The organism is Streptomyces boluensis (assembly GCF_009908195.1).
GTDB classification, from domain to species: Bacteria; Actinomycetota; Actinomycetes; order Streptomycetales; family Streptomycetaceae; genus Streptomyces; species Streptomyces boluensis.
Genome location: NZ_JAAAHS010000590.1, coordinates 1 through 3065, shown reverse-complemented (window position 1 = coordinate 3065; position 3065 = coordinate 1). Strand labels below are relative to the sequence as shown.

General features: G+C 69.6%; 3 protein-coding genes. 1 reads left to right on the top strand and 2 read right to left on the bottom strand.

Going from position 1 to position 3065, the window contains the following annotated elements; genetic code table 11:
* Both GUY60_RS36290 and GUY60_RS36285 read right to left on the bottom strand, forming a co-directional pair.
* Positions 1-622 (bottom strand): MFS transporter (locus GUY60_RS36290; RefSeq protein WP_161705742.1); only part of this gene is annotated, 622 nt, incomplete at its 3' end.
* A 206-nt stretch (positions 623-828) separates the two neighbouring features.
* Positions 829-1704: a LysR substrate-binding domain-containing protein gene (locus GUY60_RS36285; RefSeq protein WP_161705740.1), complete on the bottom strand. Its 876-nt coding sequence runs from the start codon at positions 1702-1704 to the stop codon at positions 829-831.
* A gap of 178 nt (positions 1705-1882) precedes the next feature.
* On the opposite strand from GUY60_RS36285, the gene GUY60_RS36280 reads away from it, so the two are divergent.
* Positions 1883-3055, top strand: a complete 1173-nt coding sequence (locus GUY60_RS36280; RefSeq protein ID WP_187370216.1) for an L-talarate/galactarate dehydratase — start codon at positions 1883-1885, stop codon at positions 3053-3055.
* Positions 3056-3065: the final 10 nt, after the last annotated feature.

The window sequence follows — 3065 nt, the reverse complement described above, 5'->3', positions numbered from 1 at the left end:
GCGGGTGGATGACCTTCGTCCAGATCAGCGCGAGGACCACACCGACACCGCCGACCACCGTGAAGACGTGCTCCCAGCCGAGCGAGACGACCAGCCAGCCCATCAGCGGGGCGAAGGCGACGGTGGCGAAGTACTGGGCGGAGTTGAACAGCGCGGCGGCGAAACCGCGTTCCTTCGTGGGGAACCAGGCCGCGACGATCCGGGAGTTGCCGGGGAAGGACGGGGCCTCCGCGAGGCCGACCACGAACCGCAGCACGAACAGCAGGACGACGGCCGCGCCGGAGAAGAAGCCGATGGCGCCCTGCATCATCGTGAACACGGACCACAGGAAGATGGCGGCGCCGTAGACCTTCTTGGAGCCGTACCGGTCGAGCAGCCAGCCGCCGGGTATCTGGGCGATCAGATACGACCAGGAGAACGCGGAGAAGAGCAGGCCCAGCTCGCCGGAGCTGATGTGCAGGTCCCGCTGCATCGCGTCACCGGCGATGGAGAGGGTGGCCCGGTCCGCGTAGTTGATCGTGGTGACGGCGAAGAGCATGGCCAGGATCAGATATCTGAGGCGGCCCGCTGTCGCGGGACGGACTGCGGTCACCGGCTCGTCCTGCCGGTCGAGAGCTGTCATGAGGGGCGATCTCCAGGATGCGAGGGAGGCGGCGGCTCAGCCGCGTGTGGCCCAAGCCACAGGGGCCGCGGCTGAGTTGACCGTAGGTTCGCGCTCCATTCGCGTCCAGGTTGATTTTTGTAGGCTGCGATACCTTCCCGGCATGACCGCGTGACGGTACGACCCGCGCCGCCCGCACGACCCGTACGACCCGTACGCCCCCCCGGTCAGAGATGGCGGAGCAACGCGTGCAATGCCGGGTTGTCGTTGTTCCGGCGCCACACCAGGTGCAGTTCGACAGGCTCCGGGTCGTCGAGTTCCAGGGGCCGGAACGTGATCCCGGGGAACCGCATCTGTGCCGCCGCCTCCGGGACGAGTGCGATGCCCCAGCCCGCGTTGGCCATCGCGAGCAGGCTGTGGACCTGGCTGAGGTACTGCGTGAACACCGGGGTGACCCGCGCGGCGCGGAAGACGCTGACCAGGAGCTCGTGGAAGTAGCGGGCCTCGACCGGCGAGTACATCAGCATCTCCTGGCCGTCGAAGTCCGCCACCTGGAGCGGCCCTTCGCCCCCGGCGAGCGGATGGTCGTGCGGTACGGCGGCGAGCAGCCCCTCGCGCAGCGCGGGCCGGGTGTCCAGGTCGGGTCCCGTACTCGATGGGCGGATCATGCCCAGGTCGAGGGAGCCTTCGGTGATCGCCTCCAGTTGGTCACGGGTGACCAGCTCACGCAGGACGAGTTCCGCGCCGGGCGTGGCCGTACGCGCCACGTCGAGGAGGGTGCCCAGGGTGCGGTACGCGCTGGCGGCGGTGAAACCGATGGCGATGGCCCCGGCCTCCCCCGCCGAGACCTGGCGCGCGGCGAGGGCGGCGGACTCGGCCTGACGCAGGATGCGCCGCGCCTCGTTGAGGAAGGAACGCCCGGCCGGGGTGAGGCGCACCGAGCGGTTGGTGCGGTCCAGGAGCTGGACGCCCAACTCGTGCTCCAGGAGCTGGATCTGCCGGCTCAGCGGCGGCTGGGTCATGCGCAGGCGCTCCGCGGCCCGGGTGAAGTGCAGTTCCTCCGCGACGGCCACGAAGCTCACCAGCTGTGTGAGCGTGAACATTGATGCCCCTCCAGTATCGGACGATCCAAAAACAATGTTGGACGTGGATCAATCGCCGACCTTAGCTTCAGGGCACAAGCAGGTGACAAGCAACGGTCACAGAGACACGGCGCGGAGACACGGCGCAAAGACAGGGCGCAGTGACACGGCGCAGAGACAGGGACTCGAAGTGGTGACGATGACGCAGGCAACCACGGGCACCGCGCGGAGTGCGGGCGGGGCGACGCTCGACACGATCACGTGGATCAAGCTCTCCTCGGTCACACTGCCGCTGGCCACACCGGTCAGCGACGCCAAGGTGCTCACCGGCCGGCAGAAGCCGATGACGGAGGTGGCGTTCCTGTTCGTCGAGGTGGAGACCGCGCAGGGGCACCAGGGCATCGGCTTCAGCTACTCGAAACGGGCGGGCGGCCCCGGCCAGTTCGCGCACGCCAGGGAGATCGCCGAGAACCTGCTCGGGGAGGACCCCAGCGACATCGGCAAGCTCTGGACCAAGCTGGTCTGGGCGGGCGCCTCGGTCGGCCGCAGCGGTCTCGCCACCCAGGCCATAGCCGCGTACGACGTGGCCCTGTGGGACCTCAAGGCGAAGCGGGCGGGGCTGCCGCTGGCCAAGCTGCTCGGCGCGCACCGTGACTCGGTGCGCTGTTACAACACGTCCGGCGGCTTTCTGCACACGCCGACCGAACAGGTCCTGGAGAACGCCACGGCCTCCCTGGAGAGCGGCATCGGCGGCCTCAAGATCAAGGTCGGGCACCCGGACGGCAAGCAGGACCTGCGGCGGCTGACCGCGGTGCGCGAGCACATCGGCGACGACGTACCGCTGATGGTGGACGCCAACCAGCAGTGGGACCGGCCGACCGCGCAGCGCATGGGGCGGGCCCTGGAGGAGTTCGGCCTCGTATGGATCGAGGAGCCCCTCGACGCGTACGACGCGCAGGGCCACGCCGCGCTCGCGGCCTCCCTGGACACGCCGGTCGCGACCGGCGAGATGCTGGCGAGCGTCGCCGAGCACTGGGAGCTGATCCGGCAGGGCGCCGCCGATGTGATCCAGCCGGACGCCCCGCGGATCGGCGGCATCACCCAGTTCCTGAAGCTCGCGGCGCTTGCCGAGCACCAACAGCTGCAGCTGGCCCCGCACTTCGCGATGGAGATCCATCTGCACCTCGCGGCGGCGTACCCGATCGAGCCGTGGGTGGAGCACTTCGACTGGCTGGAGCCGCTGTTCAACGAGCGGCTCGCCATCAGCGACGGCCGGATGCACGTGTCCGCGCGCCCCGGTCTCGGCATCACCCTCAGCGAGCAGGCCCGCGCCTGGACGCGGGCCACGCACGAGGTCGGCAAGCGCGCCTGACCTCCCGCCC